Consider the following 19167-nt stretch of genomic DNA (forward strand, 5'->3'; position numbering starts at 1 on the left):
CCATGCGTGACCACCAGGAACTCCCGCTGTCCGAGTCCGACCGTGCCGCGCTGCTCACCTGGTCACGGGCCCGGTCCGACCGGTCCGTCCGGGCGCGGATCGTGCTCGACGCGGCGCGAGGCGTCTCGGTCTCGGAGAGCGCCAGGGCGCTCGGGGTCTCCCGGCCCACCGTGACGTCCTGGCGCAACCGCTACGCCGCGCAGGGGCTGTCGGGGCTCGAACACCGGCCGCGCACCGGCCGCCCGCCGCGGATCGACGAGGCGGAGGTCGTCGCCGCCACGCTGGCGGGCCCGCCCCCGCCGCGGCGCGCCTGGTCGGCGCGGGCGCTCGCCGACCACCTGGGGATCTCGCACACCGCGCTCGGCGGGGTGTGGCGGCGCTGGGGCGTGGACGGCGAGAGCCCGGCGCCGGTGACGCTGCCGTTCTCCCCGCCGCTGACGTGCCACCGCCCGGTGGTGCTCGAACTGTGGCGGGACGGCGGGCGGACCGCGCTGCTGCTGGCCGAGAGCCCTGCGGAGCCGGGCCGTGGCGGCGCCCCTGCCCCGGCGGACGAACGGCAGGCGTTCGCCGCCTCGCTGGCCGCCGCGGCGGCGGGACCGCCGGGCGGCGACGCGGCGGACACGGCGGAGGCGCCCGGCGCCCTGCGCGAGACGCACGCGGGGGCCGGTCGGCTGCACCTGCTGCTGTGGGACGGGGACCGGCGGGCGGCCGACCCGCCCGTCCCCGGCGGCGGGCCGACGGTCCACCGGGCGCGCGAGTTCACCGGCTGGCGGCAGACGCTGGCCGTGCTGTGCCTGCTCGAAATGCTGCACCGCCCCCGCGCCGCCCGTCCGGCGCTCGACTCGCTGGTGTCCGCGCTGCGTTCCGGCGCGGCGCACTGGCGGCGACCTGGCGACGAGGACGCGCCTGAGCCGCCGCCGCGCGCGCCGCGCGCCTTCGACCAGCTGGCGCTCGGCTCGTTCAACGAGAAGCTGGTGATCGAGTCGATCAGGGAGGCGGGGGCGCTGAGCCGGGTGGAGATCGCGCGGCGCACCGGGCTGACGCCGCAGGCCGTCTCCCGGATCACCCGCAACCTGCTCACCGAGCGGTTCCTCGTGGAGGACACCCACCGGCCGTCGGGCAAGGGCAAGCCCCGGGTGCCGCTGCGGCTGCGGGCGGACGCGGCCTGCGCCGTCGGCATCCATCTCGACCCGGAGATGATCACGCAGGTGCTCGTGGACCTGTGCGGCGGTGTGGTGGACCAGCGGCAGCTCCCGCTGCGCGGGCGCAGCGACCCGGCGTGGGTGATCGGGCGGATGACCGCGATGGCGCGCGAGGCCGTCGCCGCTTCGGGGATGCGCGCCGAGACCCTGCTCGGGGTGGGCATCTCGGTGCCGGGGCCGCTGGACGCCGACGCCGGGGTGATCCTGGATCCGCCGCTGTTCGACGGCTGGCGCGACGTGCCGTTGCGCGCCACGCTCGCCGCGCAGCTCGGCGTGCCGGTCACCGTCGAGAAGGACGCGACCGCAGCCGCCATCGGCGAGCGCTGGATCGGCGCGGCGGAGCGGGCGGGCGACTTCGTCTACCTCTACCTGGGCACGGGTGCGGGCTGCGGCGCGTTCCTGAACGGGGACGTCTACCGGGGCCGTACCGGCAACGCGGGCGAGTTCGGGCAGCTCTGCGCGCTGGCGGTCGGGCGGTTCACGCCGGACGGCGGCCCGGCGATGGTCGCCGAGTGCGCCCCGATGTCGGCGGTGGTGGACAAGGCGGTGGCGGCGGGTCTTGACGTGCCGCGGCGGCCGGGTTCGTACGCGCGGGTGTGCGCCGCGGCGGCGGCGGGCGATCCGCGGGCGGTGCGCGCGGTCCAGGAGGTCGCCCGGGTGGTGGCCATGGGCGCGAGCGGGGTGACCGACCTGCTGGACACCACGATGCTGGTGGTCGGCGGGCCGGCCGTGCCCGCGCCGGTGGCGGACCTGTACCTGACGGAGATCGGCGCGGCGGTGAACCGGTTCCCGGTGGCCCGCAGCGTGCGCCGGGTGCATGTGGCGCACTCGCTGCTGAACGAGTCGGCCGCCGCCATGGGGGCGGCGTCGGGGGTGTTCCACGCGTCGTTCGTGCCACGGCTGCGGACGCATACGCGGGGCGGCAAGTAAAACTCTTCCATCCGGGGCGCGTGCACGGCACGGTTGCGCCGGTGGATGCCCTGATGAGGGGTTCGGGACACGGCCGCATTGACTTAATCCATCCATTGGATTTTCATAATCGGCATGCATCGCGATCCCGCGCTCATCGAACGACGTCTCCACCGAGTGCTCACCCAACGCATCGTCCCCGCCGTCCACGCGGACGCCGTCGCCCTCGACGTGGCCGCCTGGGCCGTCTCCGGCGAGCCCGTCCCGGTCGCCGAAGGGCTGGCCGCGTCGTACGAGCCGGTGCGGCCCGGCCACCGCTGGGGCCCGGCGTGGTCCACCTGCTGGTTCCGGATCAGCGGCACCGTGCCCGCCGCGTGGGCCGGACGGCGCGTGGAGGCCGTCCTCGACCTGGGCTTCGACGCCACCAAGCCGGGATTCGCCGCCGAGGGCCTGGTCCACCGCGCGGACGGCTCGGTCGTGAAGGCGCTCAACCCGCGCAACGGCTGGCTGACGGTCGCGGAAGCGGCCCAGGGCGGCGAGGAGTTCACGTACTACATCGAGGCGGCGGCCAATCCGCTGATCCTGGACGACGGCCCGGGCGGCGTGCCGTTCCTGCCCACCAGGCGCGGCGACCGCGCCGCCTGGCTGGAGAGCGGCGGCGAGGACGGGGAGCCGGGCGAGCCGCTGTACCGGCTGGCCCGCGCAGAACTGACCGTCTTCGAGCCCGAGGTCTGGGAGCTGGCGCAGGACCTCGACGTGGTGCACGGCCTGATCACCGCGCTGCCCGCCGACTCCACCCGCCGCTGGCAGCTGCTGGACGGCGCGGAGGCCGCCCTCGACGCGGTGGACCTGCACGACGTCGCCGGTACGGCCGCCGCCGCGCGCAAGCTGCTGGAGCCGCTGCTCACCGAGCGCGCGGGCACCTCCGCCCACCGGATCTCGGCCGTGGGCCACGCCCACATCGACACCGCGTGGCTGTGGCCGCTGCGCGAGACCGTCCGCAAGGTGACCCGCACGGTGGCCAACGCCACCAACCTCATGGACGAGCACCCCGGCTACCGCTTCGTGATGTCGCAGGCACAGCAGCTGGCCTGGCTGAAGGAGCACAAGCCCGACGTCTTCGCGCGCGCCGCCGAGAAGGCCGCCACGGGGCAGTTCCTGCCGACCGGCAGCCTGTGGGTGGAGCCGGACACGAACATCACCGGCGGCGAGTCGCTGGTGCGGCAGTTCGTGCACGGCAAGCGGTTCTACCTGGAGGAGTTCGGGGTCGAGACCGAGGAGATGTGGCTGCCGGACACCTTCGGCTACAACGCGGCGCTGCCGCAGCTGATGAAGCTGGCCGGTGTGCGCTGGTTCATCACGCAGAAGATCTCCTGGAACACGACGAACACCTTCCCGCACCACACCTTCTGGTGGGAGGGCATCGACGGCACGCGGATCTTCAGCCACTTCCCGCCGGTTGACACGTACAACGCCGAGCTGACGGGCCCGGAACTGGCCCATGCCGAGGGCAACTTCAAGGAGAAGGGCCCGGCCAGCCGCTCCCTCGTCCCGTTCGGCTACGGCGACGGGGGCGGCGGCCCGACCCGCGAGATGCTGGGCCGCGCCGCGCGCCTGGCGGATCTGGCCGGCTCGCCCCGCGTGGACATCGAGAAGCCCGCCGACTTCTTCGAGAAGGCGCACGAGGAGTACGGCGCGAAGGCGCCCGTGTGGTCGGGCGAGCTGTACCTGGAGCTGCACCGCGGCACGCTGACGAGCCAGCTCAAGACCAAGCAGGGCAACCGCCGCAGCGAGCACCTGCTGCGCGAGGCCGAGCTGTGGTGCGCCACGGCGACGGTCCGCACCGGCGCGCCGTACCCGTACGAGCAGCTGGACCGGCTGTGGAAGACGGTGCTCACCCACCAGTTCCACGACATCCTGCCCGGCTCCTCGATCGCCTGGGTGCACCGCGAGGCGGAGGAGACGTACGCACGGGTGGCGGCCGAGCTGACGGCGCTGGTGGACGAGGCGCAGCGCGCGCTGGCCGGTCCTGGTGACCCGGCGGGGCCCGCGCTGGTGTTCAACGCCGCGCCGCATGCGCGCGGCGGCGTCCCCGCCCTCGGCGCGGCGCCCGTCCCCTCCCCCGCCCAGGACGCCGCGGCGTCCGGCGAGGCGCTCGTGCTGGACAACGGGCTGCTGCGCGTACGGGTGGACGAACGCGGCCTGGTCACCTCGGTGTTCGACCTGACCGAGGAGCGCGAGGCGCTGCCGCCGGGGAAGAGCGCCAACCTGCTCCAGCTGCACCAGGACTTCCCCAACCAGTGGGACGCCTGGGACATCGACTCCTTCTACCGGAACACGGTCACCGACCTGACGGAGGCCGACGAGGTCCGCGCGGTGGACGGCGGCGTCCTGGTCGTCCGTACGGTGGGCTCCTCCACCATCAGGCAGACCCTCACGCTGGCGCCCGGTGCGCGCCGCCTCGACATCGACACGGAGGTGGACTGGCGGGAGCGGGAGCGTCTGCTCAAGGCCGCCTTCCCGCTGGACCTGCGGGCCGACCACTCCCGCGGCGAGATCCAGTACGGCCACACCCAGCGGCCGACGCACTCCAACACGAGCTGGGAGGCGGCCAAGTTCGAGTTCTGCGCCCACCGCTACCTGCACGTCGCGGAGCCCGGCTGGGGCATGGCGGTGGTCAACGACTCGACGTACGGGCACGAGATCACGCGGGACGTGCGCGAGGACGGCGGCACGACGACGACGATCCGCCTCTCGCTGCTGCGCGGGGCGCGCTTCCCCGACCCCGAGGCCGACCTCGGCACGCACCGGCTGCGCTACGCGCTGGTGGTGGGCGCGACGCTGGGCGACGCGATCCGTGAGGGCTACGCGTTCAACCTCCCCGAGCGTCGGGTGCCCGGCTCGGCGGCGGTGGCGCCGCTCGTGTCGGTGGACCACGAGGCGGTGGTCGTCGAGGCGGTGAAGCTGGCCGACGACGGCAGCGGCGACGTGATCGTCCGGCTGTTCGAGTCGCTGGGCGGGCGGGCCGTGACCACGCTGACGGCGGGCTTCCCGCTGGCCGGGGCCGTCGTCACCGACCTGCTGGAACGTCCGCTGGCGGACGCCCCCGAGGTGACGGACGGGCGGCTGACGCTGCGGCCGTTCCAGATCCTCACCCTGCGGCTGACGCCGGGGGCCTGAGACCCCTTCCCGGTCCGGTGGCGAGCTGCCCTCGTCACCGGATTGGGAAGGCCACGGCCTGGGCAGAGTGACGGTGTCGTCACCCGTCGTGTCATGAGCATGACTTGCATCGACCTGGCACGGCGGGTCCCCGTCCCCCCCCACGGAGGCCGATCGTGCCGTCCCGCACCCTCACCCGCGCCGTCACCGCCCTGGCGGCCACCCTCGCCCTCGGCGTGTCCCTCACCGGCACCGCCGGGGCCACGGACACATCCGCCGCGCCCACGGGCGACGTCGCCGCCGCGGCCGTCGTCCTCACCTACGACGCCAGCGGCTCGGCCGAGTTCGCGAGCGCCGTCGCCCAAGGCGCGGCCGTCTGGAACACGTCGGTGGCGAACGTCCGCCTCGAACCCGTCGCGCCGGGCCGCCGCGCGAACATCCGCATCGTCGCCGACAACGGCTGGCCCCGCGCGCAGACCACCAGCCTGGGCAACGGCACCGTCTGGATGGGCCGCCAGGCCGTCGCCGAGGGCTACCACACCGTCCGTATCGCCGCCCACGAACTCGGCCACATCCTCGGCCTGCCCGACATCAAGCCGGGGCCCTGCTCCAGCCTGATGTCCGGCTCCACCGGCGGCGTCTCGTGCACCAACATCTACCCCAACAGCCAGGAACGCGCCTGGGTGGAGGACGACTTCTCCACCACGCTCGCCGCCGTGCGCTGACCGGGGCCGGGGCACGCCGCAACACGGCCCGGCGGCAGGGGAATCCGGATGCCCGCGCCCTCCGGCGAACCTAGACTGCTGCTCCCGCCGTACCCCGCGCGTCCGCGTGCCCCGGCCCGACCACGCTCCAGGAGCACCCGCGTGCAGGCTGCCGTCACCGTCACCCCGTCCCGGATACCCGAGCTGCTGCTCGGGCTCGCGACCGTCAGGCCGGTCTTCCTCTGGGGCGCGCCCGGCATCGGGAAGTCCTCCCTGGTACGGGCGTTCGCCGAGTCGCTGGGGATGGAGTGCGTCAGCCTGCTCGGCACCCAGCTCGCGCCCGAGGACCTGATCGGCGTCCCGCAGATCCGCGACGGCCGCTCGGTGTTCTGCCCGCCCGCGGCCATCGCCCGCGACGAGCCGTACGTCCTGTTCCTCGACGAACTCAACGCGGCCACGCCCGACGTGCAGAAGGCGTTCTACTCGCTCATCCTCGACCGCCGCATCGGCGAGTACGAACTGCCCCCGGGCTCCCTGGTGATCGGCGCGGGGAACCGCGCCACGGACAACGCCCTGGCCCGGCCCATCGCCTCGGCGCTCGTCAACCGGCTCACCCACGTCCACCTCACGGCGTCCCCCGCCGACTGGCTGGTCTGGGCGGGCGAGCACGGCATCCACCCCTGGATCACCGACCACCTCACCGACCGGCCCGACCACCTGTGGTCGAAGCCCCCGCGCACCGAGGAGCCCTTCTCCACGCCGCGTTCCTGGCACATGCTCTCCGACGCCCTGCACTCCTTCGGCGACTCGCTGGACGAGGAGACCCTGAAGGTCCTGGCCCACGGCACCCTGACGCCCGCGCACGCCGTCGCCTTCTGCGGCTACGTCAAGATCGTCCGCCACGCCTACGGCATCGAGGCCATCCTCAAGGGGGACGCCTCCTGGCCGCGCCGCACGGAGGACCGCGACCTCCTCTACTACCTCGCCGACGCCTTCAGGGGCCGCCTGGTGAAGGAGCTGCCCGCCGACAAGCAGCACGTCTCCGCCGCCGGGCGGCTGACGGCCCACCGCGCCAAGTCGCTGCTGGTGCAGCTCGCCGAGATCTCCGTCGAGGTGGCGCAGACCGTGCTCGCCGACGACGAGGACGGCGACCCGGTGCTGCCGTCCTGGTTCGTCATCGAGGCCGCCCGCGACCTGCCCCGGCTGGTCGAGGCCAGGCGGTGAGCGGCGGGAAGGCCGCGGCGCGCCGGGACCCGGCGGGCGAGGCGTACCTGGCGGGGCTCGCGCTCGTCAGCCCGGTGTTCGCCGACCTCGGCTTCCGTACGTGCCGGGAGGCGGACTGCGACCTCGCGCCGCGGCAGGGGCTCGTCCGCGCCGACTCCCGGGGGCTCCTGCACTCCCACCCGCGCCGCCGCGCCCACCCCGCCGAGTGGGCCTGGGCTGTCTCGCACGCGCTGCTGCACCTCGGCTTCGGCCACCTGCCCGCGACGGTGGAGCACCTGGAGCAGCCCGACCGCTTCCTCGTCGCCGCCCGCTGCGCGGTGGTCAACCGCTTCCTCGTCACGTTCGCCGGGGCGCTCGTCCCGCCCGAGGTCCCCACCGGCTACCCGGGGGGCGACGAGGAGGACATCGCCGCCCGCTGGCGCCGCGACGGTGTCCCCGCCGCGTTCCGGGCCTGCGGAACGGCGGGCGACTCCCCCGACCAGGTGCTCGTGCCCTGGCCCGACAGGTGGACCGACCCGCCCGACTGGCCGCGCGCCTTCGCCGCCGCGCTGAGCCGTACGGTCGCCGAGGCCGTGGACGCCGCGGGCGGCCGTCGCGCCCCCGGGGACGGCGCGCGGCGCGAGCCGACGCCCTGGCAGCGCGCGCTGGACTGGTTCGTCGCCTCCTACCCGCTGCTCGGCGGCATCGCCGCGGGAATGCGCCTCATCGACGACCGCGCGCTGGCGGCGGCGCACGGCATCGCCGTCGCCGCCGTGGACACCTCTGCGGGCGAGATCTACGTCAACCCCGTCCGGATGCTCGCCGACGAGGAGTGGCGCTTCGTCCTGGCGCACGAGATGCTGCACGCCGCGCTGCGCCACGGCGACCGGCGGGGGATGCGCGACCCGTACCTGTTCAACGTCGCCTGCGACTTCGTGGTCAACGACTGGCTGGTGCAGATGCAGGTCGGGGACATGCCCCCGGGGACGCTGCACGACCCCGCGCTGCGCGGCCTGTCGGCCGAGGAGGTGTACGACCGGATCGTCGGCGACCGGCGGCGGCTGCGCCGCCTCGGGACCCTGCGCGGCCGGGACGCGCAGGACATCCTCGGCGCGCCGCTGACCCCGCCGCGTGACGCCGTGGACCTGGACGAGTTCTACCGGCGGGGCCTCACCCAGGGCCTCGACCTCCACCGCAGGCGCGGACGCGGCCTGCTGCCCGCCGGGCTGGTCGAGGAGATCGCCGCGCTCAGCCATCCGCCCCTCCCCTGGGACGCGCAACTCGCGCGCTGGTTCGACGAGTTCGTGCCGCGTCCCGAGCCCGTCCGCTCGTACGCGCGGCCGTCGCGCCGCCAGGCGGCCACACCGGACATCCCCCGTGCGGGCCGCTACCTGCCCCCCGAGGAGGTGCCGCGCTGCACGTTCGGCGTGGTGCTGGACACGTCCTGCTCGATGGGGAGGGTGTTGCTGGGCAAGGCCCTGGGGGCGATCGCCTCCTTCGCCCAGGCGAGGGACGTGCCCGCCGCCCGGCTCGTCCACTGCGACGCCGCCCCGCACGACGCGGGATACGTGCCGGTCACGGACCTCGCGGGACGTGTCCGCGTCCACGGCCGGGGCGGCACGGCCCTCCAGCCGGGCATCGATCTGCTGGTGCGCGCCGACGACTTCCCGCGCACGGCGCCCGTCCTCGTCATCACGGACGGCGAGTGCGAGGCGCTGCGCGTGCCGCGCACCCACGCGTACCTGCTGCCCAAGGGCGCCCGCCTGCCGTTCGGGCCGCGGGGGCCGGTCTTCTCCGTGCGCTGAGCGCGCCGTCCCGCCCGGAGTCCGTGTGGCGTGTCCGGCGGCCCCCCGCCCGGCGCGTTCCGTACGGTGTGGGCGGTCAGCGGTCGCACGGCGGCCCGTCGCCGGATCGGAGCGCACGATGAAGGCAGTACTCTTCCGCCGGTTCAGGGGCCCCGAGGTCCTGGAGATCGCGGATCTTCCCGAGCCGCACCCGGGTCCTGGGGAGGTCGGGATCGCGGTGCGGGCCGCGGGGATCAACCCGAGCGACTGGAAGAAACGCCGGGGCCTGATGGACGCGGAGCTGCCGCAGACCCTGGGCCACGAGGCGGCGGGCGTCATCGACGAGCTGGGCGAGGGCGTGACGGACGTGGCCGTCGGCGACCGCGTGTTCGGCTTCTCCTCGGAGGGGGCGGCCCAGGCGGAACGCGCGGTGCTGTCGTCCTGGGCGCCGGTCCCGCCGTCGCTCGACCTCCCCGCCGCCGCGGCGCTGCCCGCGGCCGTCGAGACGGCCACGCGCGCGCTCGACCGGCTCGGTGTCGGGAGCGGCGACATCCTGCTCGTCAACGGGGCCTCGGGGAGCGTCGGCGGCGCGGCGGTCCAGCTGGCCGTGGTGCGCGGCGCGCGCGTCATCGGGACGGCGGGTCCGGCGAACCACGCCTACCTGCGCTCGCTGGGGGCGGAGCCCGTCGCCTACGGGCCAGGACTTGTCGAGCGGGTCCGCGCGCTGGCGCCCGACGGCGTCGGCGTGGCGCTCGACGTCGCGGGGAGCGGCGTCCTGCCGGAGCTGATCGGGCTGGCCGGGGGCACCGAGCGTGTGGTGACGATCGCCGACGCGGACGGCGCGCGGGAGCACGGGGTGGAGTTCAGCCGAGGGGACACCGGCCGCGCCCTCCACGCGCTCGGCGGCATCGGCGAGCTGATCGAGGCCGGGCGCTTCGCGGTCCCCACCGTGACGGCCTTCCCGCTCGACGAGATCGCGGAGGCGCACCGGGCCGGGGAGAGCGGGGCCGTGCGCGGGAAGCTCGTGCTGCTGGTCGGCTGACGCGGCGGCGTCCCGCAGGGGGCGCCGCCGCCAGCGGCCTCCGCCCGGTGGGGGCGGTGACGAGGAGGCCGCCGGGGCGGGCGGGGAAGGAGGACCGCCGGGAGAGGCATGGACGAGGGGAAGGAAGCGGCGTCACCTCCGGATCTTCTCCCTCGTCACGGCACGGGGCCGACCGGGCGCCTCAGAGGCGCGCGCTCCCGGGTCCTCGGCCGGTCATGGCTGGAAGATGAACACGGACCACTGGTCGCGCTGCCCCTGCGGGACGTCCGTGTGGGCGGTCGTCCTGCCGGGCATGCCGCGCAGCCGGGTGTCCCACTCGGTGGCCCAGAGACCGCGGTCGAGGTCCTGCCAGTGCCAGCGCTGCCCCGGGGCCGCGGGGTTGCAGGTGCTCGTCCAGACCGCGTTGAGCGAGGTCTTGTTGTCCGTCGTCAGACACAGCCCGGTCTCGGCGTTCATGAGCAGGTTCCCTCCCTCCCATGCGTCGCTGGTTATCCAGTCCCACTCGTGCTTCACCCTGTTGCAGGGCCCGTTGAGCGTGACGGCCCCGGACGCCTCTCCTGCCAGGCAGTCACCGGTCGCCTCGTTGGTGAAGCGCCAGTGGGTGTTGATGCCGGAGGCGGTGGACGGCGCCGAGGCGGTGGACAGGGGCGCCGAGGCGCCGACGAAGGCCACGGCCAGGGCGGTGGCGGCAAGTACGCGCTTGCGTACGGGAATTGTCTTCACCGCTCCACTCTATCGACGGCCACTGACAATTCTTCCCGGGAGCGAACCCTCACGAGCCGTCCCGCTCCCCCCATTCCGCGCGACCACCGCGCCGTCAGCTACGGTGCGCATGTCCGGCCATTTCACGGACAGTTCATCATGGCGAGGGCGCGGTCGCCGCGAACTCCGCATGAAGCCGGGGGCATGTGCCGCGAAGGGGACGCGCGTGGATCAGAACGCCATGTCTCCCCTTCGCATCTCCTTCCTGCGAAGGTTTGCCGGGGCCGAGGTGAACGTGCCGCGCTTCAGGAAGATGCCGTTCAGGGCGCTGACGCGGCGAGGCTCACGACGGGGAGGCCGAGCGCCTCGGTGAGGACCTGCCGCTGGCGCGGCGTCAGGGCGGGCAGGAAGAGCGCCGCCTCGGCGCCGGTCCGCTCGCACAGCGACGCCAGCTCCGTGACCTTCCCGTGGCTGAGCAGCGTCCGGGAGGAGTAGGGCAGGTGCATCGACGCGGCTCCACCGGCGGACACGCCGCGCCGCTGCACGAGGCGGCCCACGACACGCGCGCCGCGTGCCGTGACCTCGCGCTCCGCCGTGTCCATCAGCGCGGCGAAGTCCCGCTGCCTGCCCGGGAAGAAGCCGACGAGCACGACGTCCGCCCCCTCGACGGCGAACGGCGGGAGCGGGTGACGGGCCTGTGCCGTGCGGCGTGTCGGCCGCCGGTCGCGCCCTCGGCGCCGGTGCATGGACGACAGGTTAGGCGCACCCGTGCCGCCGGTGTCCACCGCCGCTCCCTGTCGCCGTGCCGGTCAGCACGTCGCCCGGCCGCAGGAAGCCGACGCGTCGCGCCAGCGGATCGGTCCCGCCCGCTGCGTACCCTGGGCGCGTGCCAGGGATCACGACGGGAAGCCCTTCCGACGCCGAGCTGCTGCTCGCCGCGCGGAGTGGCGACGTGGTGGCCGTGGGGGTGCTGCTGGAGCGGCACCGTGCGGGCATGCGCGCGGTCGCGCTGAGCCTCCTGGGCCACGGGCCGGACGCTGAGGACGCCGTGCAGGAAGCATCGCTGACCGCGCTGCGGCGCATCGGCGACGTACGCCGCCCCGAGTCCGTCGGCGCCTGGCTGCGCAGCGTGGTGCGCAACGCGTGCCGCTCGTCGCTGCGTGAGCGGAGGGCCGTCGTGCCGGTGCCCGACCTGTCGGCGCTCGCGGCGGCCACGGGGCCCGAGCAGGTCGTCGAGGGCCATGCGCTGCGGGACTGGCTCTGGCAGGCGGTCGGGGAGCTGTCGCCGACGCTGCGCGCGACGCTCCTGCTGCGGCACTTCAGCCCGCGCACGCCCTCGTACGACGAGATCGCCACGCTGTACGGCGTCCCCGTGGGCACGGTGCGCAGCAGGCTGGCCGAAGGGCGGGCGCGGCTGGCCGAGGCGATGGCGCGGACCGCGGAATCCGCGCACGGCGACGCGGCGGCGCTGTCCCGCGCCAGCGCGGCGGAGGCGGCCGAGACCCTGGCGGCGGCCGAGGAGGGACGGTTCGCGGAGCTGACGGCCGAGCGGTGGACGCCGGACGTCGCCCTCTACGCGGGGCGGCGGCGGGTCGGCGGCAGGGACTTCCTGGTCCGGGGCATGGCGGGTGACCTGGAGGCGGGGGTGCGCCAGCGGCTCGTGTCGGCCGTGGCCGGCCAGGACACCGTCATCTGGGAGATGGACCTGCTCGGCCCGCCGGACGATCCCGGCCACTGCCCGCCCGCGGTCGCCTGGCTGATGTCCACGAGGGACGGGAGGCTGCACGAGCTGCGCCTCTTCCACGCCCCCGCCGTGGGCTGAGCCCGGTGCGTCAGGACCGCCGGGAGCCGTGTGACCCATGTCACCCGCGGCCGGTCGAACTTCCGCGGCGCGGGAGCGTCCTGTCCGCGTCCGACACACCCGTCATACGGAGCACCTCATGCCGAACGGAACGACCGGCCTCCTGTCCCCCGGGACCCACGACATCACGGTGGACGGCCTGCGCCAGCGCTACCACGTGCACGGTTCCGGCCCCCTCTGCCTGGCGATGCCGGGCGGGCCCGGCGTCACCTGGGACTACCTGCGCATGCCCGCGGTCGAGCGGTTCCTCACCGTGGTGTACGTCGAGCCGCTGGGCACGGGCGGTTCGCAGCGCCTGCCGTCCCACCCCCACGGGTACACGCGTGAGCGGTACACGCGGAGCCTGCTCGGGCTGCTCGACGCCCTGTCCTTGCCCCGCGTGCTCCTGCTCGGGCACTCGCACGGCGGGTTCGTCGCGCAGCACCTCGCGCTGCGCCACCCCGAGCGGCTGCGCGGGGTGGTCCTGTACGAGAGCGCCCCGGTGACGGGCCCCGAGCACGTGGCGGAGGCGGCGGCGCGGGTCGCCGGGTTCGTCCGGCGCAACGAGGGGAGGGCGGAGCTGCCCCGGGTGCTCGCCGGGTTGCAGGCGGCAGGCTCGGCCACGGGGGACCAGGAGGTGACGGCGGCACTGCGCGACCTGCTGCCCGCGTTCCTCGCGCACTACTGGGAGCGTGAGGAGGAATTCGCGCCGATGCGGGCGCGCGTCACGGGCACGTACATCTCGCCGCTGGGCGAGGACCTGACGCCCGACGTCATCGACGACCGGGGGGCGCTGCCCTCGCTCGCGGTGCCCGCGCTCGTCGTGGTCGGCAGGTACGACGTGCCGTGCGGGCCACGGTGGGCCGAGGAACTGCACGGCCTGATCCGCGGGTCACGGCTGGTGGTGCTGGAGGAGAGCGGCCACTTCGGCCACCTGGAGGAGCCGACGGCGTTCGCCGCCGCGCTGCGGGAGTTCGCGGACGGGCTCCCGGCCTGACGGCGGCGCAGGGCGGGCCCCGCCGCCCGGGACCCGCCCTCGCCCTGCCTCACCCTGCGTGTGTCAGTGCCGCCCGCGCAACCGACCGAGGAGGCGGCGCGCCTGCGCCCGTTTTCTCGGGTCCGCGCTCGCGCGCCTGGCCGACGTGATCGTGCGCTGCCCCCGCGGCGTACGGCTGAACTGCCTGATCCGGCTCATGATGCGGGACACGGTGCTCCTCCTCGTGCGTCGTCCTGCCCTGGCTCCTGCGTGTACCCGCCGGGCGGCATCCGAACCGGCCTGTTCCGCAAGGGAGTCAGCCCATGGTGCGGTCGAGGTTGGTCGCGGCGCTGATGAGGGCGAGGTGGGTGAACGCCTGGGGGAAGTTGCCGAGATGCTCACCGGTGAGACTGATCTGCTCCGCGTACTGGCCGACGTGGTTGGCGTAGGTGAACATCTTCTCCAGCGCCAGGCGCGCCTGGCCGACCCTGCCGGTGCGGGTCAGCGCCTCGACCCACCAGAAGGAGCAGATGGAGAACGTACCCTCCGCGCCGCCGAGTCCGTCGGGCGCGAGCGCCGGGTCGTAGCGGAAGACCAGGCTGTCGGCGACCAGCCCGTCCGTGACGGCGGCCAGCGTCGAGCGGAAGCGCGGGTCCGTCGGCGAGATGAGCTTGACCATGGGCATCATCAGCAGGGACGCGTCGAGGATCGGGCGGGCGGCGGGTTCCGTGCCGTCCTCCCGCAGCCGCTGGACGAACGAGCCCGCGTCCGGGTCCCAGCCGCGATCCATGATCTGGTGGTAGATGCGGTCGCGCACCGCCATCCAGCGGCCGAGGTCGCCAGGCAGGCCGCGCTGGCGCGCCATGCGGATCATGCGCTCGACGGCGACCCAGGACATGAGGCGCGAGTAGGTGTGGTTCTGCCGTCCCGCGCGGGTCTCCCAGATGCTCTCGTCGGGCTGGTCCCAGTGGTCGAGGAGCCATTCGAGGACGTTGCACAGGTCCGTCCAGCTGTCGTGCGAGATGCCGGTCCCGTACTTGTTGAACAGGTAGATGGAATCGACGAGTTCGCCGTAGATGTCGAGCTGGAGCTGCCCCGCGGCGTTGTTGCCTGTACGGACCGGGCGGGAGCCGCGGTAGCCCGCGAGGTGGTCCAGTTCCTCCTCGGGCAGCTCCGGGTGGCCGTCGATGCTGTACATGACGCGCAACGGCCCGCCGTCGCCCGCGCCGGTCTGCCGCAGGCAGCGGGTGAGCCAGCCGATGAACGCGTCCGCCTCGTTCGTGAAGCCGAGCCGCAGCAGCGCGTAGAGGGAGAAGGCGGCGTCCCTGATCCAGACGTGCCGGTAGTCCCAGTTCCGCTCGCCGCCGAGACGTTCCGGCAGGCCGAGGGTGGGGGCGGCGACCAGCGCGCCGCTCGGCTCGTGCGTCAGCAGCTTGAGGGTGAGGGCGGAGCGGTGCACCATCTCCCGCCACCGGCCCGTGTACGACGACTGGCTGACCCAGCGCCGCCAGAACGCGACCGTGGCCTCGAACAGCGCCTCGGCGTCGTCCGCGTCCACGCCGCCCGGCGGGGAGTCACCTGCCGTGTCGAGCACGAAGAGCACCGACTGCCCCTCCATGAGGGCGAACTCGCCCCAGGCATCGGGTCCTTCGACGTGCAGCGGCGTGTCGCTGACGAGGGAGAGGGTCAGGGCGTCGCCGACGAAGCGGACGCCGCCCGGCCGCGTCTCGACGCGGTGCGGGTCGCGCCCGTAGTTCATGCGCGGCGCGATCTCGACCCGCATCCGCATCCCGCCGCGCACGCTGACGACGCGGCGGACGAGCCGCTGCCGGTGGTCGCTGTCCCGCTCCCGCAGGACGGGCATGAAGTCCTGCACCTCGACCATGCCGTCCTCGGTGAGCATGCGGGTGATGAGGATGTTGGTGTCGGGGAAGTAGAACTGCTGCCGGGAGGCGACGTCGCACTGCGGCGCGATCTGCCAGTGGCCCCCCTTGTCCGGGTCGAGCAGGGCGCCGAAGACGCTGGGCGAGTCGAAGCGCGGGGCGCAGAACCAGTCGATCCTGCCGTCGGTGCCGACGAGCGCGGCGGTGCGCAGGTCGCCGATCACGCCGTGCTCCGCGATCGGAAGGTACGGGGGGTCCAGGGGCCTCACGCGTCCTGCACCGCCCAGCCGCGTCCGCCCGGCAGCCGCAGCGCCGCGTCGGGGCCCCAGGAGCCGCGGGCGTACGGGAGCGGGTCGGGGCGGTGGCGCAGCACCGGGTCGCACACCTCCCACAGCCGCTCGATCTCGGCGGCGCCGGTGAAGAGCGTCTGATCGCCGCGCATGGCGTCGAGGAGGAGCTTCTCGTACGCCTCAAGCGGTTCCGCGCCGCCGAAGGTCTCGTCGGCGCGGAAGGTGAACGTGCCGCGCCCCAGGGTCAGTTCGGGTCCGGGGCGCTTGGCGCGGACGTGGAGGGTGACGACGGGTTCGTCGTCCAGCTCCAGCGTCAGCTCGTCCGGGCACTCGGGGCGGGGCGCGTCGCCGAAGAGGGCGTGCGGCGGGTTGTGGAAGCCGATGGTGACGACACGCGCGGAGCGTGCCATGTTCTTCCCCGTGCGCAGGAGGAAGGGGACGCCCTGCCAGCGCCAGTTGTCCACCCAGGCGCGCACGGCGACGAAGGTCTCGACGTCGGAGTCGTCGGCGACGCCGTCCTCGGCGCGGTAGCCCTCGTACTGGCCGAAGACGGTCTCGGCCGGGTCGAACGGGCGCAAGGCGCGGTAGACCTTCAGCTTCTCGTCGCGCAGTTCGTCGGCGGCGATCCTGGCAGGGGGTTCCAGGGCGACGAAGCCGAGGATCTGGCACAGGTGGGTGGTGACCATGTCGCGGAAGGTGCCGGTGGACTCCAGGAACCCGGCGCGCCCTTCGAGCCCCAGGTCCTCGGGGACGTCGATCTGCACGTAGGCGACGTGGTCGCGGTTCCAGACCGGTTCGAAGACGCCGTTGGCGAAGCGCAGCGCGAGGAGGTTCTGGACGGCCTCCTTGCCGAGGAAGTGGTCGATGCGGAAGACGCGCTTCTCGGGGACGATCCCGGCGATGGCCGCGTCGAGCGAGCAGGCGCTCGCCAGGTCGCGGCCGAAGGGCTTCTCCATGATGAGGGACGCGTCGTCGGCGATGCCGGTGGCGCCGAGCATGCGGACCATGGCCTCGGCGGTGGCGGGGGGCACGGAGAGGTAGAGGAGGGTGCGGCAGCGCTCCCCCGCCGCGTCGCGTGCCCGGCGGACGGCGGCGGCCAGGTCGTCGCCGTCGTCCGCCGAGGAGACGACGAAGGTGATGTGCGGGGCGAAGGAGTCCCATGCGCGCTGGTCGAAGACGTCCGCCGCGAACTCCCGTACGGACGCGCCGAGCCGGTCGCGGAACTCCGCGTCGGTGCCGGGCGAGTGGCGGCCCGAGCCGATGACGTGGAAGTCGTCGGGCAGCATCCCGGCCTTGTGGAGGCGGAACAGGCCGGGGAACAGGTTGCGGCGGGCGAGGTCGCCCGTGGCGCCGAAGATGACCAGGACCTGGGGGTCGGCGGGTGCGGGCGAGGTGTGGTCGGCGGGGGTCATGCGGTGGGCGTCTCCCTCGTGTGCGCCGGGTGCTGTCCCTCACCTTGCGCGCCGGGGGGCCGTCGGCCAACGGAACCCGCCGCAGTGGGTGCCGAGGTCACCGGCTTGCTGACCCGGCGGGCGCGGCGCGGCCGGAGGGTCCGGCCGCGCCGTGCCGTGTCAGCGGACGGGCGCGCCGGGGCCGAGCGGGATGCCGAGGGCCCACCAGGCGAGGAACAGCAGGGTCCACACGACCGTCATGGCGACGGCGAGGGGCAGCGTGTAGGACGCGAGGGTGCCGATGCCCGCGTTCTTGCGGTAGCGCTGGAGGAAGCCCAGGGCCATGACGAAGTAGGGGCTCATCGGGGTGATGGCCGTCGAGCCGGAGTCGGCTATGCGGAACAGCGCCTGGGTCGTCTCGGCCGGTACGGACACCAGCATGAGCATCGGGACCAGCACGGGCGCGGCGAGGGCCCACATGGCGGAGCCGCTGGTGACCATGATGTTGACGAGGGTCAGCAGGAGCAGCGCGAGCAGGAAGACGACGACGATGGGCAGGCCGCTGTCCTTCAGCGCCTCGGCCGCCTCGACGGCGAGGACGTCGCCGATGTGCGTCCAGTCGAAGTAGGCGAGGAACTGGGCGATGGCGAAGAAGAGGACGAGTACGGGCGCCATCTGCTTGACGCCCTCGACCATGAGCCTCGGCACGTCGGCGGCGCGGGTGACCGTCCCGGCACGGGCGCCGTACACGATGCCGACGAGGGCGAACAGCAGGGCGACGAGCGCGCCGATGCCGTCCATGAGCGGCGACTCGACGATCGAGCCGCCCTCGCCGCGCAGCGGGGAGGAGACGGGGGCGACGACGGCCGCGACGGCGGCCACGGCGACGGCGAGCGCCACGCAGGCGAGGCGGAGCGCGGAGCGTTCGCGGGCGCTGAGGGTGAGCTGCCCCAGGTCCTCCAGGTCGGCGTCCGGGTCGGCGTCGAGGTCGGGGCGCCTGCTGAGCACGTACTTGGTGACCAGCGTGATCACCGTCGCGAGGACGACGGACGAGGCGATGTTGAAGAACCAGTTGCTGAGCGGCGAGACGTACGCGTCCTCGCCGCCGACGATGCGGGCCGCCGCCGTCGTGATGCCCGCGAAGATGGCGTCGTTGGGCGTCGGGACGGGGCTGGCGTCGTACCCGGAGGCGATCGACGTGTAGGCGACGACGATGCCGAGGATCGGCGAGCGGCCCACCGCGCGGAAGGCGAGGCCGCCGAGCGGGACGAGGATGATGTACGCGGCGGCCGAGGCGACGTGCGCGACGGTCCCGGCGAACGCGACGGCGAAGACGACCCAGGAGGCGGGGACGCGCGAGACGCCGACCCGCATGAGCGCGGCGAGGAACCCGCTGCGTTCGGCCACGGCGACGCCCATGATGACGACGAGGATCGTCGCCATCGGCGGGAACGTCGCGAAGTTCTCGATCATCGTGGACGTGGCCATGGCCAGGCCGTCGCCGCTCAGCAGGCTGCGGACCGTCACGGTCTCGCCGTCGCCTGGGGCGACCACCGACACGTCGAGCGTGGCGAGGAGGGCGCTCACGACGGCGAGGACCGCGGAGAGTATCCAGAAGAGCCAGAAGGGGTGGGGCAGGGCGTTCCCGGCGCGTTCGACGACGGCCATGGCCCGCACGATCCGGGGGAGTTGCTGTTCCGGCGGCGGGGCGTCGCGGTCGGTCCTGGTGGGTCTGGATACGGACATGGTGGACTCCGGGCAGGGTGGACGGCCTCGTCGGTGAGACCGCGGAAGGGCGGGGAGCGGGCCGTCGGCGGCGGAGGTCGCGCGGGGACGGCGGGGCGCCTGGGGGCGCTGGGGCACCCGGGGCGGGTGCGGCGGGGGTACGGCGGCGCTCCCCCGGGCGGGGGTGCGTAGGTATCCGGACGTTTTCCGGTGCTGCGGGGAACGGGCGGTGGCCGGGGGTCCGCGCGGACGGGACTCCGTGCGCGGGGCGCGGCTCCGCCGCTGGTCGGCGGGGTGTCCCGGGGCCGCGTCCCGGCGGTCCTGGTGGGGTGGAGGGGGTCGGAGGGGCAGGGGTCG

14 protein-coding genes are annotated in these 19167 nt (G+C 74.2%); 8 read left to right on the forward strand and 6 right to left on the reverse strand.

Going from position 1 to position 19167, the window contains the following annotated elements; genetic code table 11:
* Positions 1 to 2: 2 nt before the first annotated feature.
* From IF27_RS29165 to IF27_RS29190, 6 genes are all read left to right on the forward strand, one after another.
* Complete coding sequence (locus IF27_RS29165) at positions 3 to 2132, forward strand: ROK family protein (protein ID WP_052852877.1); 2130 nt, start codon at positions 3 to 5, stop codon at positions 2130 to 2132.
* 114 nt (positions 2133 to 2246) lie between these two features.
* The gene (locus tag IF27_RS29170) at positions 2247 to 5291 is read left to right on the forward strand and encodes an alpha-mannosidase (RefSeq protein ID WP_052852878.1); all 3045 of its coding nucleotides are present in this window, start codon (positions 2247 to 2249) and stop codon (positions 5289 to 5291) included.
* Between the two features lie 155 nt (positions 5292 to 5446).
* Complete coding sequence (locus IF27_RS29175) at positions 5447 to 5995, forward strand: snapalysin family zinc-dependent metalloprotease (protein ID WP_052852879.1); 549 nt, start codon at positions 5447 to 5449, stop codon at positions 5993 to 5995.
* A 141-nt stretch (positions 5996 to 6136) separates the two neighbouring features.
* Positions 6137 to 7198: an ATP-binding protein gene (locus tag IF27_RS29180; protein WP_052852880.1), complete on the forward strand. Its 1062-nt coding sequence runs from the start codon at positions 6137 to 6139 to the stop codon at positions 7196 to 7198.
* Positions 7195 to 8982, forward strand: coding sequence for a vWA domain-containing protein (locus IF27_RS29185; protein WP_052852881.1), 1788 nt, complete (start codon positions 7195 to 7197; stop codon positions 8980 to 8982). Before IF27_RS29180 ends, IF27_RS29185 begins: the two co-directional genes overlap by 4 nt.
* A 118-nt stretch (positions 8983 to 9100) precedes the next feature.
* Complete coding sequence (locus tag IF27_RS29190; protein ID WP_052852882.1) at positions 9101 to 10003, forward strand: NADP-dependent oxidoreductase; 903 nt, start codon at positions 9101 to 9103, stop codon at positions 10001 to 10003.
* A 213-nt stretch (positions 10004 to 10216) separates the two neighbouring features.
* Here the strand turns inward: IF27_RS29190 and IF27_RS29195 are convergent, their stop codons facing one another.
* Together IF27_RS29195 and IF27_RS29200 are read right to left on the reverse strand one after the other, a co-directional pair.
* The gene (locus IF27_RS29195) at positions 10217 to 10726 is read right to left on the reverse strand and encodes an RICIN domain-containing protein (RefSeq protein ID WP_052852883.1); all 510 of its coding nucleotides are present in this window, start codon (positions 10724 to 10726) and stop codon (positions 10217 to 10219) included.
* A gap of 299 nt (positions 10727 to 11025) precedes the next feature.
* Entirely contained in the window at positions 11026 to 11451 is a 426-nt protein-coding gene (locus IF27_RS29200) for an HflX-like GTP-binding protein (protein WP_223291256.1), read from the reverse strand.
* 140 nt (positions 11452 to 11591) lie between these two features.
* Between IF27_RS29200 and IF27_RS29205 the strand changes: the two genes are divergently transcribed.
* Both IF27_RS29205 and IF27_RS29210 read left to right on the forward strand, forming a co-directional pair.
* Positions 11592 to 12527 carry an RNA polymerase sigma factor gene (locus tag IF27_RS29205; protein ID WP_052852884.1) on the forward strand — a complete coding sequence of 312 codons (936 nt, stop codon included), beginning with the start codon at positions 11592 to 11594 and terminating at the stop codon, positions 12525 to 12527.
* Positions 12528 to 12645: 118 nt separating this feature from the next.
* On the forward strand, positions 12646 to 13542 hold the full coding sequence (locus IF27_RS29210; RefSeq protein WP_052852885.1) for an alpha/beta fold hydrolase: 897 nt from the start codon (positions 12646 to 12648) through the stop codon (positions 13540 to 13542).
* A 63-nt stretch (positions 13543 to 13605) separates the two neighbouring features.
* On the opposite strand, the gene IF27_RS31320 is transcribed toward IF27_RS29210, so the two are convergent.
* The 4 genes from IF27_RS31320 to IF27_RS29225 all read right to left on the reverse strand — a co-directional run bounded on the left by IF27_RS31320 (position 13606) and on the right by IF27_RS29225 (position 18831).
* Positions 13606 to 13752 carry a hypothetical protein gene (locus tag IF27_RS31320; RefSeq protein ID WP_190233142.1) on the reverse strand — a complete coding sequence of 49 codons (147 nt, stop codon included), beginning with the start codon at positions 13750 to 13752 and terminating at the stop codon, positions 13606 to 13608.
* An 85-nt stretch (positions 13753 to 13837) separates the two neighbouring features.
* The gene (locus IF27_RS29215; RefSeq protein ID WP_052852886.1) at positions 13838 to 15673 is read right to left on the reverse strand and encodes a glycoside hydrolase family 15 protein; all 1836 of its coding nucleotides are present in this window, start codon (positions 15671 to 15673) and stop codon (positions 13838 to 13840) included.
* Positions 15670 to 17106, reverse strand: coding sequence for a glucose-6-phosphate dehydrogenase (gene zwf / locus IF27_RS29220; RefSeq protein ID WP_052852887.1), 1437 nt, complete (start codon positions 17104 to 17106; stop codon positions 15670 to 15672). Before zwf ends, IF27_RS29215 begins: the two co-directional genes overlap by 4 nt.
* Before the next feature lie 159 nt (positions 17107 to 17265).
* Entirely contained in the window at positions 17266 to 18831 is a 1566-nt protein-coding gene (locus IF27_RS29225) for an AbgT family transporter (protein WP_052852888.1), read from the reverse strand.
* Between the last annotated feature and the right edge of the window lie 336 nt (positions 18832 to 19167).

It is taken from the genome of Streptomyces avicenniae (assembly GCF_000719135.1).
GTDB classification, from domain to species: domain Bacteria; phylum Actinomycetota; class Actinomycetes; order Streptomycetales; family Streptomycetaceae; genus Streptomyces; species Streptomyces avicenniae.

What these genes read in the sequence shown, in the direction of transcription:
- IF27_RS29165 (WP_052852877.1), top strand. Translation starts at nt 3, where the DNA reads ATGCGTGACCACCAGGAACTCCCGCTGTCCGAGTCCGACCGTGCCGCG.
- IF27_RS29170 (WP_052852878.1), top strand. Translation starts at nt 2,247, where the DNA reads ATGCATCGCGATCCCGCGCTCATCGAACGACGTCTCCACCGAGTGCTC.
- IF27_RS29190 (WP_052852882.1), top strand. Translation starts at nt 9,101, where the DNA reads ATGAAGGCAGTACTCTTCCGCCGGTTCAGGGGCCCCGAGGTCCTGGAG.
- IF27_RS29200 (WP_223291256.1), bottom strand. Translation starts at nt 11,451, where the DNA reads ATGCACCGGCGCCGAGGGCGCGACCGGCGGCCGACACGCCGCACGGCA.
- IF27_RS29210 (WP_052852885.1), top strand. Translation starts at nt 12,646, where the DNA reads ATGCCGAACGGAACGACCGGCCTCCTGTCCCCCGGGACCCACGACATC.
- zwf (WP_052852887.1), bottom strand. Translation starts at nt 17,106, where the DNA reads ATGACCCCCGCCGACCACACCTCGCCCGCACCCGCCGACCCCCAGGTC.
- IF27_RS29225 (WP_052852888.1), bottom strand. Translation starts at nt 18,831, where the DNA reads ATGTCCGTATCCAGACCCACCAGGACCGACCGCGACGCCCCGCCGCCG.